This window comes from Arthrobacter sp. Dra40, assembly GCF_059091905.1.
Genome location: NZ_JBNHHB010000189.1, coordinates 1 through 9,912, shown reverse-complemented (window position 1 = coordinate 9,912; position 9,912 = coordinate 1). Strand labels below are relative to the sequence as shown.

Genomic DNA, 9,912 nt, shown 5'->3' with positions numbered 1-9,912 from the left:
GCACCGAACGCGGCGCGAAGTTTTCGGAGGCAATCATTTCAAGGGTGTCGCGCTGGCGGCCGAGTTCGGCGTCGATAACAGCGGCGATTTCAGGATCAACCTGGGACAGCGGCAGATCGGTCACAGAGGGCGTGGAAGTCACGGGGGAGAATCTCCTGGGTGGTGGGTTGTCTCACTGCTACAGGCCAGATTACCGGCTGCAGGTACCACACGCATGGCGCATGACCTGTCCGGGACACACTCCGGCCAGAACGTGACCTATCGTCCCAGGCGTGCGATCCGTGGTCGGCACGTGCAGGAGCGGTGGCGGGGCCCTCGTTCCTGCTGCCGCTTCCTGGTGGTATCCCACCTAACGCCAGTCGCGGCGAGCCAATCCTAGCAGTCAGTCACCGGCCGGCCGGTCCGAGAGCGTGACTTTCACACTCCGCGTTTCACCCGCGCGCTGCACATCCATGGTCACGGTATCCCCCGGATTGTGCCGGCGGACGGCTGCCAGCAGGTCTTCGGCCGTGGCCAGCGCTTTATCGTCCAGCTTCAGCAGCACATCCCCTGGGCGGATTCCGGCTTTGTCCGCCGGGCCGCCGCGGGTGACTGACAGCGCCACGACGCCTTCCGTCTGCCGCATCCCCAACTGCTGGGCGATGGCCGGGGTGATGGTGGCCGGAGCAAGCCCCACGAAAGCATGCGTAGCGGTCCCGTTCTCCAGCAGCTCCTTGGCCACTTCCTGCGCCGTTTCGGCGGGAATGGCGAACCCCAGCGACACCGCGCCCGCTTCCGGCGGAATGTACGCCTCGCTGATCCCCACCACCTGGCTCTGGGCATTGACGACGGCGCCGCCAGAGTTGCCGGGGCTGATGGGCGCATCGGTTTGAATCAGGTCCACCAGCGCCAGGCTCGACGACGACGAACCGGGAATGGAACGGTGCAGGCCGGAGATGATGCCTGCCGTGGCGGTATTTTCGAACCCCAGCGGCGACCCGATCACCACGGCCAGTTCGCCGATCCTCGGCAGCTTGGGGGCAAACTCCACGGCCGGCAACCCCTTGCGTTCGGTCCGGATCAGCGCCAGGTCGGACACAGCATCGGTTGCCAGGACCTTGCCTGCGACGCGCTGCCCGTCAGCGAAGGCGACCTCTACGTTGGTGCTTTTCCCGACCACATGTTGATTGGTCAGAATCAGCCCGTCCGCGGAATAGACCACGCCGCTGCCCAGGCCGCCGTCGGTAAAGACCGTCACCACGGACGGTCCCAGATTCTCCACGATCTGCGGAATCCCTCCGGCTGGCTGCCCTCCCCCTGTTGGGCTGCTCGCGCTTGTTGGGCTGCTCGCGCTTGTTGGGCTGCTCGCGCTGTCCTGAACCTGCCCGGCTGCGCCCCCTGTCCCCGTCGGTTCCCCGCTGCTTTGGCCGGTGCAACCGGCGAGGCCAGCCAGGAGGGCGGCGACCAGCAAAACACGCCCCGCTTCGCCCAGCCGATTCCGAAGTTGTGTCATGGCAGGGACCTCCGTCTTCGCTGCTGCCACCCTAACGCCAACGGGTCCTCCGGAAAACCGCTTCCCGCGGCCAACCGCGCCGGGAGGCCGGATCCACTGAAGAACCCGATCCGGCAGCGGGCTGCGGTGCGGAATACCCCGACGGCGTAAACCGTTGCACGCAACAGTAGTTGAAGTGTCAACAATCCGGAGGGGAGCATCGTGACGAACCAGCCAGACGGTGACGTCGCGCGACCGCGGCAGGCCGAGGCGGACCGGGGAGCTCGGCTGCGGACCCAGGGAACCCGCGATGCCCGGCAACCGCTGCAGACGGTGGTGATCGGCGCCGGTCAGGCCGGATTGAGCGCCGCCTACCGGCTGGCCCGCCGCCGATTGGTCCCCGAACAGGACTTCGTGGTCCTCGATGCCAATGATGGTCCGGGCGGGGCCTGGCGCCACCGCTGGCCCTCGCTGACCTTCGACGCCGCGCACGGCCTGCACGACCTACCGGGCCTGCCGCTGGGGGTTCCGGACCCGCGGGAGCCGTCCTCCGCCGTCGTCCGCCGTTACTACGGCGCCTACGAGCAGCGATTCGATCTTCCGGTGCACCGTCCGGTGCGCGTAACGTCCGTTGACGACGACGGCGCTTTCCTGCGGGTGCGCAGCGACACCGGCGACGAGTGGCTGGCGCGCACGGTTATCAGCGGCACCGGCACGTGGGACAGGCCGTACTGGCCGCACTACCCGGGCCGGGAGACTTTCCGCGGCCGCCAGCTGCACACCCGGGATTTCTGGTCCGCCGGTGACTTCCGCGGGCAGCGGGTGCTGGTGGTCGGTGGCGGGACGTCGGCCCTGCAATTCCTGCTGCAGCTGGATGCGGCGGGCGCCGACACGCTCTGGTCCACCCGCCGCGACCCCGATTTCACTGCCACCCCCTTCGACATGGAATGGGGCGTCGACGTGGAACGCAGGGTCAGCGAGCGCACGCGGGCAGGCCTGCCGACCCTCAGCGTGGTCGCCGCCACCGGGCTGCCGCTGACGGAGACCTACCAAAAGGGCATCGACGACGGCGTCCTCGTCTCGCGCGGCAAGCTGGCCCGCATCACCGAGCACGGCGTCGAATTCGCTGACGGCTCGGTCGAAGACGTGGACGTGATCCTCTGGGCTACCGGATTCCGGCCGTCCCTGGACCATCTGGCACCGCTGCGCCTGCGGGAACCGGGCGGTGGGATCATGATGGCTGACGACGGGGTCTCGGTGGTCAAGGAACCGCGCCTGTTCCTGGTCGGATATGGCGCATCTGCGTCCACCGTCGGCGCCACCCGGGCCGGCCGTGCTGCCGCCGCAGCGGCCGGTAAGTACCTTGCCGCTGAAGACCAACGCCAGCCGGTACCCTAGGACTCGTGACTGAAGCTCCCGCCGCCACCGCCTACACCCTTACCCTTTCCTGCCCGGACCGTCCCGGCATCGTGCATGCCGTCGCCGGCGTCCTCGCCGGGGCCGGCGGAAACATCACCGACTCGCAGCAGTACGGCAGCCCGCAGTCGGGCCGGTTCTTCATGCGCGTGGCCGTTGCCACCGACCTGTCCTACACCGAACTCCACGACCGGCTGCAGCCGGTAGCGCAGGAGTTCGGCATGGACTGGAAGCTGCGCCGCGAGGGCGTCAAGATGCGCACGCTGCTGATGGCCTCCAAGTCCGCGCACTGCCTGAACCACCTGCTGTTCCTGCAACGCTCCGGCACGCTGCCGATCGAGATCCCCGCCATCGTCTCCAACCACCAGGACCTGGCCGAACTGGCAGCCTTCTACGGGATCCCCTTCCACCACATCCCCGCCACGCCGGAGACCAAACCGCAGGCGGAACAAGCACTGCTGGACCTTGCCGCGCAGCACGAGGTGGAGCTGGTGGTGCTGGCGCGCTACATGCAGGTGCTGAGTAACGGGCTCTGCAGCGAACTGGCCGGCAAGGCCATCAACATCCACCATTCGTTCCTTCCCAGCTTCAAGGGCGCCAGGCCGTACCACCAGGCCCATGCCCGCGGCGTGAAGCTGATCGGCGCCACCGCCCACTACGTCACCGGAGACCTGGACGAGGGCCCGATCATCGACCAGGAAGTCATCCCGGTCCGCCACGCCCACACCGCCGAGCAATTCGTGGCGCTGGGCCGCGACGTCGAATCCGGCACGCTGGCCCGCGCGGTGCAGTGGCACGCCGAACACCGCGTGCTGATGGACGGCACCCGCACTGTCGTCTTCAACTAAGGGAACCTCGAGCCAGGACGACGGCGGTGCCCGCCGCTTTGCGGCAGCCGCTCCAACGCGGGCAGACGCGGCGCCGGCCGCTGGGCCGGGCCCGGCCCCAGGCGTACGCTCAACGGATGGGCAACCATGAACCTGAGCTGAACGCGTTCCCTGACCGGCAGGCGCCCGACCGCGAGCTGCCCGGGCAGGATCCGCAGCCGGACGCAGCCGGGCAGGATCCGCAGCGGGACGCAGCCGGGCAGGATCCGCAGCGGGACGCAGCGCGGCAGGAGTTTATTGCTTCCCTTATCGCGGCAAGGCGCCACAGCGTGCTGGAAATCGGCTGTGGTGTCGGCACCGACGGACTCGCCTTCAAGGCCGCGGGAATCCATTACACCGGCATCGACCTGTCCGAGCAGAATGTGCGGCTGGCCCGGGCCAAGCACCTGGAAGCAGTTGTTGGCTCCGCCCGCGAACTGCAGTTCGCCAGCGGCACGTTTTCTGCCGGCTGGAGCATGGGCACGCTGCTGCACGTTCCCGACCAGGACCTGCCGGATGTCCTCGCCGAGACCATGCGGGTTTTGGCCCAGGGCGCTCCGCTGGCGGTCGGGCTCTGGTCCGGCGAGGACGAAGAAGGGATTGTCGACGACGACTGTGAACCGCACCGCTTCAGTAGCCGCCGCAGCGACGACAGCGTCCGCCGTCGCTTCGGGGAGCACGGCCTGATCTCCGGGTTCACCACGTGGGAGCGGGCGGACATCGGCCGGCACTACCAGTTCTTCATCCTGACCAAACCTTGACCCGGCGGACGCGGTGGACGCCACGGCCGTCACTAACACAATGCAGCGCATCCAGTGTGGCTAGGCTGGTGGGATGGCCCACATCATCACCATCTCCGGCATGCTGCCAGCCGTCGACCTGTCCGCCTTCGTCGCCCCCACCGCCACGCTCAGCGGAGACGTAGCGCTGGCCGCTGACTCCAGCGCCTTCTACGGCGTCAGCGTCCGCGGGGACACGGCGCCCATCCGTGTCGGCGAGCGCAGCAACCTGCAGGACAACGTGGTCCTGCACGCAGACCCCGGGTTCCCCTGTACCGTCGGCGCTGGCGTCAGCGTCGGCCACGGCGCCGTGGTCCACGGCTGCACCGTCGAAGACAACTGCCTGATCGGTATGAGCGCCACCATCATGAATGGCGCCGTGGTGGGCGAGGGCTCCCTGGTGGCCGCCGGCGCCGTCGTCTTGGAGGGAACCCGAATCCCGCCTCGTTCGCTGGTCGCGGGCGTCCCCGCCAAGGTCCGCCGCGAGCTGACCGAGGACGAATACCAGTCGGTCCTGGACAACGCCGCCCGCTACGTCGAACTCGCCGCCCTGCACCGCGACGCGCTCGACGACGCCGCCGCGGAGTAAGGGGTGGTCGCTCCAGCAGCCGAGGCCGGCTGGAGCCGGTGTCCGGCGCCGCTCACACAATGGATTGTCGAGAGCTGCCCGGCCGGGTCAAGCGACACCGAAACCGTCTGCCCCGGCCCATCCGTGCTCTTTCGCCAGTCCCGACGCCGCATCTCGACCGGTATTGCGTTAACTTCTTGACTGCAATTGCGCGCTGACGCACGCTTTTGTGTATGCCAGCCGATCCGCCGTCCCCTCTCCAGGCCGCACAGCACCCTGTCCCGCCCGGTGCCCAGCACAGGCCAGGGTCGCAGAGTGCCTTGCGGCGACGCAACAGCCAGCGGGTCCTGCAAGCACTGATCGCCCGCGGTCCGCTGACGCAGGCCGAACTGTCCCGGCAGACGGGGCTGTCCACCGCTACCGTATCCAACATCGTCAAGGCCATGGCTGACGACGGCTTGGTCAGCACCGCCCCCACCACCAGCTCCGGCCGCCGCGCCTTGTCGGTCATGATCGACGGCCGCGGTGCCGTCGCCGTCGGAGTGGATTTCGGCCGCCGCCACGTCCAGGTCGTCCTGGTGAGCCTGGACCATCAAGTGCTCGCCGCGGACGCCGTCGAACTGCCGCTTGGCCACGGCGCCGAGCAGGGCATCGACGCCGCCGCCCGGTTGGTGCAGCGGTTGCTGGATGAAAGCTCGGTATCCCCCGAGGCGGTGCTCGGCGTGGGCGCCGGCATCCCGGGGCCGATCGATCGCAGGACCGGCACGGTGATCCACGGCGCCATTCTGCCCGAGTGGGTGGGCCTCAATTTGCTCGCCCGGCTGCAGGAGCGGTTCGGGGCGGCAGTGTTCGTGGACAACGACGCGAACCTGGGCGCACTGGCCCAAGTCAGTTGGGGCGCCTACCAGCACGCGCAGAATCTGATCTTCGTGAAAATCGGATCCGGGATCGGCGCCGGGCTGATCCTCAACGGCGAGCTCTATTACGGGCATGTTGGAGTCACGGGCGAAATCGGCCATGCCACCGTTGCCGAACACGGGGTCATCTGCCGCTGCGGCAACCGCGGCTGCCTGGAGACCGTCGCCTCCACGTCCACCATGATCGACTTGCTCAGCCACGGCCGCAGCCAACCGATCGGCACTGAGGACATCGTGCGGGACGCCTTGAACGGCGACCCGGCCGCCCTGCGCGTGATCGATGATGCCGGACTGGCAGTGGGGCGGGCACTTGCCAATGTCTGCAACCTGCTCAACCCGGAAATCATCGTGGTCGGCGGCCCCCTGACGGGCCTGGGCAGCATCCTGCTGGACCCGATTCGGCGCGGACTGCTGCGCCATGCAGTCCCAGTGGTCGGCGAATCGACCGAACTGGCCATGTCCACCCTGGGCAGCCAGGCGGAGGCGCTGGGAGCTGCCACGCTGGTGCTTCAACAGGCCGAATTGCCGTTCGATTGAGCGCCCGGGGGTGGCCGGTACCGCACCCCTCTTTGCGTTCAACTCTTGACGACAACGACTGTGACGGAGTTAACTGCCGTACAAGCCACACATCCGTGTGCGGGTCGTGCAGACCCCGTGGCCACAGACTGTTGATTTGATGGAGGCGTTATGCGACGCATATCTTTGCTCGCCGGCGTGGCGGCCGCGGGTTTGCTCCTGTCCGCGTGCGGCGGCGGAAGCGCGGTTGAGGATGCCAACCCCTCGGAAGCGTCGGGGTCGGTAGGAGTCTTCACCTGGTGGGCGGACGGTTCCGAGAAGGTCGGGCTCGATGCGCTGGTGAACATTTTCACCAAGCAGTACCCGAACCTTAAGTTCGACAACCTCGCGGTCGCCGGCGGCGCCGGCAGCCAGGCCAAGAGCGTGCTGGCGGCAAACCTGAAGTCGGGCAACCCGCCGGACTCGTTCCAGGCACACGCAGGCGCCGAGCTGCAGGACTACATCGCCGCCGACCAGCTCGAAGACCTCAGCCCGTTCTACGAGGACGCGAAGCTGAACGAGGCCTTCCCCCAAGACTTGCTGGACCGCCTGACCGTCGACGACAAGATCTACTCCGTTCCGTCGAACATCCACCGGGCCAACGTTGTTTGGGCCAACGTGGACGTGCTGAAGAAGGCCGGCCTGGATCCGGCCAGCCCGCCGAAGGATCTGGATGCCTGGTTCTCCGACATGGACAAGATCAAGGCCTCCGGCAAGACGCCATTGGCCGTGGCGGGAACCTGGACCCAGGTACAGCTGTTCGAGAACATCCTGCTGGCCACCCTCGGCGCCAAAGGCTACAACGGCCTCTGGGACGGCACGACCGACTGGGCCGGTGCCGACGTGACCAAGGCCATCGAGAACTACAAGAAGGCCCTCAGCTACACCAACTCGGACCGCGACACGCTCAGTGACTGGGGTCCGGCCACGCAGTTGGTGGAAGACGGCGCGGCCGCCTACAACGTGATGGGTGACTGGGCCGAGGCAAAGTTCTCGCAGGACGGCAAGAAGCCCGGCGAGGACTACGTCTACTTCCCCACCCCCGGGACCGACGGGATCTTCGACTTCCTGGCCGACTCGTTCACGCTGCCCAAGGGCGCTCCCAACCCTGACGGAGCCAAGGCGTGGCTGACCACCATCTCCAGCGTTGAAGGCCAGCAGGCATTCAACGCGGCCAAGGGCTCCATCCCGGCCCGCACGGACGTGCCCAGCGACAAGTTCGGCGAGTACCAAAAGAGCGCCATCAAGGACTTCTCGTCCGACACCATCGTGTCCTCGCTGGCGCATGGAGCCGCAGTGCCAGTGGCCTGGTTGAACGAACTGAGCACGGCAGTGAGCAAGTTCGGCGGCCCGCAGGATGTGGCAGCGCTGCAGGATTCGGCGGCGTCCATCGCCACGAAGTTCAAGCAGTAACCAGGACGGCCCGGAGGGGCGGGCGCGGCACCACCACCGCGTCCGCCCTCCCGTCCCACCCGGCGTGCCCCTGCGGCACAAGGAGAATCCATGTTCAAGAAAGTCAAGACCTGGGGCCCGGCGCTGGCCCTGATCTCCCCTACCCTGATCCTGCTGGCCATCTTTGTCTATGCGCTGATTGCCGAAAACATCCGCATTTCGATGACCAACCAGCACACCGCCCGGCCGTCGTCGGACTTCGTCGGCATGGAAAACTACTTCAGGCTGTTCGGGGACGCCGACTTCCAGCACGCGCTGCGCAACCTGCTTCTGCTGACGGTGGTGTTCCTGGCCGGAACGCTGATCTTCGGCTTCCTCTGGGCCTGGATCCTGGAGCGGCCGCGATTCGGCGAAGGGTTCTTCCGCTCCGTCTACCTCTTCCCCATGGCGGTGTCCTTCATCGCCTCGGGCGTGGTCTGGCGCTGGCTGCTGTCCAGCCTGCAGACCGACCAGTCCGGGGGCGAGCGCGCCACCGGACTGAACCGGCTGCTGGACAGCGTCGGGCTCGGCTTCCTGCAGAACAGCTGGTGGTCGGACCCCAACTGGGGCATTGCCGCGATTGCTGTACCTGCCGTCTGGCAGCTGTCCGGCTATGTGATGGCCCTGTTCCTGGCCGGCTTCCGCGGCATCCCCGACGAACTGCGCGAAGCGGCGCGGATTGACGGCTGCAGCGAATGGAAACTGTACCGGCACGTGATCTTTCCGCAGTTGAGCCCCGTGATGCTCTCGGCCGTCATCATCATCGGCCACATGTCGCTCAAGCTGTTCGACCTGATCCGCGCAATTGTGCCGGACGCCAACACCTACGACATCCAGGTCCCGGCGACCATGATGTGGGTCAAGTACATCGGCAGCGACTACGCCGATTCGGCCGCGATCGGCACCATCATGCTGGTGCTGGTCGCACTGGTGGTCGTGCCCTACCTCGTCTACACCTCACGGCAGGAGAAGCGCTGATGGCCACCGCAACCGTCCCGCCACCCGTCGAGGTCGCCAACCCCCGTCCGCCGGCTCCCCGCACCGGGCGCCAGAAGTTGAACCGCATGCTCAAGTACGCCATCCTGCTGGTGTTTGTGATCATGGTGCTCATTCCGGCGTACGTCCTGTTCATCACCAGCTTCAAGGGCCCGTCCGACGCCGACCCCTCCACCGCCTGGCTCTTCCCGACGACGTGGGAAACCGCGGGCTGGGCCAAGGCATGGGACATCCTGGGACCGGCACTGGGCCGCACCTTCGCCATGGTCATCCCGGTCTCGATCATCTCCGCCCTGCTCGGCTCGATGAACGGCTTCGTGCTCTCACGCTGGCGCTTCCCTTATGCCAACGTGGTCTTCACCCTCATCCTGTTCGGCATGTTCATCCCGTACCAAGCCGTGATGATCCCGCTGACCCAGCTGATGCAGGGACTCGGCGTGCCGAATGGCATCCCCTCGCTGCTGGTGCTGCACATCGTCTACGGCCTGCCCATCTGCACGCTGATCTTCCGCAACTACTACGAATCCGTGCCCGCCGAACTGATCGAAGCGGCGCGGATGGACGGAGCCGGCCTGCTGCGCACCTACGCCTCGGTGATCCTGCCGGTGTCCGCCCCGGGGTTTGTGGTGGTACTCATCTGGCAGTTCACCTCGGCCTGGAACGACTACCTGTTCGCGGCCTTTTTCTCCTCCGGCTCGAACGGTCCCGTCACCATCGCGCTGAGCTTCCTGGCCGGCGGACAGCTGACCGACTACGCCGCGTCGATGGCCGGGGCCCTGATGGCGTCGCTTCCCACGCTGCTGGTCTACATCATCCTGGGCAAATACTTTGTGGAATCCACATAACCGGCGTGCAGGCGCCCCACGTGAAAGTCATCGTCCACAATCAGTACCTGAAGGTCAGTCATGGTTTG

9 protein-coding genes and 1 pseudogene are annotated in these 9,912 nt (G+C 66.9%); 8 read left to right on the top strand and 2 right to left on the bottom strand.

Going from position 1 to position 9,912, the window contains the following annotated elements; all coding sequences use genetic code 11:
- Nucleotides 1-142 (bottom strand): annotated as a pseudogene (locus AC5RWT_RS30475) (serine hydroxymethyltransferase); the annotation flags it as partial.
- 240 nt (nucleotides 143-382) lie between these two features.
- Entirely contained in the window at nucleotides 383-1,261 is an 879-nt protein-coding gene (locus AC5RWT_RS30470; protein WP_494083470.1) for a S1C family serine protease, read from the bottom strand.
- 534 nt (nucleotides 1,262-1,795) lie between these two features.
- Here AC5RWT_RS30470 and AC5RWT_RS30465 point away from each other — a divergent pair.
- From AC5RWT_RS30465 to AC5RWT_RS30430, 8 genes are all read left to right on the top strand, one after another.
- Nucleotides 1,796-2,869, top strand: coding sequence for an NAD(P)-binding domain-containing protein (locus tag AC5RWT_RS30465; protein ID WP_494083471.1), 1,074 nt, complete (start codon nucleotides 1,796-1,798; stop codon nucleotides 2,867-2,869).
- A 5-nt stretch (nucleotides 2,870-2,874) separates the two neighbouring features.
- A complete protein-coding gene (gene purU, locus AC5RWT_RS30460) occupies nucleotides 2,875-3,735 on the top strand; it encodes a formyltetrahydrofolate deformylase (protein WP_494083469.1) in 861 nt (286 codons plus the stop codon).
- A 116-nt stretch (nucleotides 3,736-3,851) separates the two neighbouring features.
- Nucleotides 3,852-4,514 (top strand): class I SAM-dependent methyltransferase, encoded by a 663-nt coding sequence (locus AC5RWT_RS30455; RefSeq protein ID WP_494083468.1) that lies wholly within the window; start codon nucleotides 3,852-3,854, stop codon nucleotides 4,512-4,514.
- A gap of 73 nt (nucleotides 4,515-4,587) precedes the next feature.
- Nucleotides 4,588-5,121, top strand: coding sequence for a gamma carbonic anhydrase family protein (locus tag AC5RWT_RS30450; protein WP_494083467.1), 534 nt, complete (start codon nucleotides 4,588-4,590; stop codon nucleotides 5,119-5,121).
- A 212-nt stretch (nucleotides 5,122-5,333) separates the two neighbouring features.
- The gene (locus AC5RWT_RS30445) at nucleotides 5,334-6,554 is read left to right on the top strand and encodes an ROK family transcriptional regulator (RefSeq protein WP_494083466.1); all 1,221 of its coding nucleotides are present in this window, start codon (nucleotides 5,334-5,336) and stop codon (nucleotides 6,552-6,554) included.
- A gap of 150 nt (nucleotides 6,555-6,704) precedes the next feature.
- The gene (locus AC5RWT_RS30440) at nucleotides 6,705-7,985 is read left to right on the top strand and encodes an ABC transporter substrate-binding protein (protein WP_493968392.1); all 1,281 of its coding nucleotides are present in this window, start codon (nucleotides 6,705-6,707) and stop codon (nucleotides 7,983-7,985) included.
- A gap of 90 nt (nucleotides 7,986-8,075) precedes the next feature.
- Entirely contained in the window at nucleotides 8,076-8,981 is a 906-nt protein-coding gene (locus AC5RWT_RS30435) for a carbohydrate ABC transporter permease (RefSeq protein ID WP_494083465.1), read from the top strand.
- Nucleotides 8,981-9,844, top strand: a complete 864-nt coding sequence (locus tag AC5RWT_RS30430; protein WP_494083464.1) for a carbohydrate ABC transporter permease — start codon at nucleotides 8,981-8,983, stop codon at nucleotides 9,842-9,844. The genes AC5RWT_RS30435 and AC5RWT_RS30430 overlap by 1 nt, the downstream gene beginning before the upstream one ends.
- The last annotated feature ends 68 nt before the right edge of the window (nucleotides 9,845-9,912 follow it).

What these genes read in the sequence shown, in the direction of transcription:
- AC5RWT_RS30435 (WP_494083465.1), top strand. Translation starts at nt 8,076, where the DNA reads ATGTTCAAGAAAGTCAAGACCTGGGGCCCGGCGCTGGCCCTGATCTCC.
- AC5RWT_RS30430 (WP_494083464.1), top strand. Translation starts at nt 8,981, where the DNA reads ATGGCCACCGCAACCGTCCCGCCACCCGTCGAGGTCGCCAACCCCCGT.
- AC5RWT_RS30450 (WP_494083467.1), top strand. Translation starts at nt 4,588, where the DNA reads ATGGCCCACATCATCACCATCTCCGGCATGCTGCCAGCCGTCGACCTG.
- AC5RWT_RS30445 (WP_494083466.1), top strand. Translation starts at nt 5,334, where the DNA reads ATGCCAGCCGATCCGCCGTCCCCTCTCCAGGCCGCACAGCACCCTGTC.
- AC5RWT_RS30440 (WP_493968392.1), top strand. Translation starts at nt 6,705, where the DNA reads ATGCGACGCATATCTTTGCTCGCCGGCGTGGCGGCCGCGGGTTTGCTC.
- AC5RWT_RS30455 (WP_494083468.1), top strand. Translation starts at nt 3,852, where the DNA reads ATGGGCAACCATGAACCTGAGCTGAACGCGTTCCCTGACCGGCAGGCG.